We start from the raw sequence: 402 nt of genomic DNA on the forward strand, positions 1-402 counted from the left end.
GCAACCCCGCCGCCGCGTACACCTACCCCGACAAGACCCGCAACCAGGTCACCCAGGTGGCCCTCAACGGCCGCCACTGGTTCGACGACAAGACCAGCGCCGCGCTGCTCGCCTATGTGCGCACCAGCCGGCGCGATACCACCAACGGCGACATCAACCCCGACTACGATGCCTATTCGGAAGACTGCGAGGATGGCTTCAAGGCCGACGGCAGCCCGCGCAAGGCCCGCTGCGGCTTCACTCGCGCCGAGGGCGCCGCGCTGGACCCGGCGGTGCTCAACACCACCCATATGTGGCAGCAATCCATCGGCATGGCGCTCAGCGCGGCCAAGGAAACCGATCACCACCTGCTCAACGCCGGCCTGACCTTCGACCGCAGCCGCCTGACCTATTCGCAGTACG

The 402-nt window shown here is 67.4% G+C and carries 1 pseudogene; it reads left to right on the forward strand.

Annotation, left to right across the window (positions count from 1 at the left end):
- Nucleotides 1-402 (forward strand): annotated as a pseudogene (locus P3W85_RS24335) (TonB-dependent receptor); the annotation flags it as partial.

This window comes from Cupriavidus basilensis, assembly GCF_029335485.1.
Taxonomy (GTDB): Bacteria; Pseudomonadota; Gammaproteobacteria; order Burkholderiales; family Burkholderiaceae; genus Cupriavidus; species Cupriavidus basilensis_E.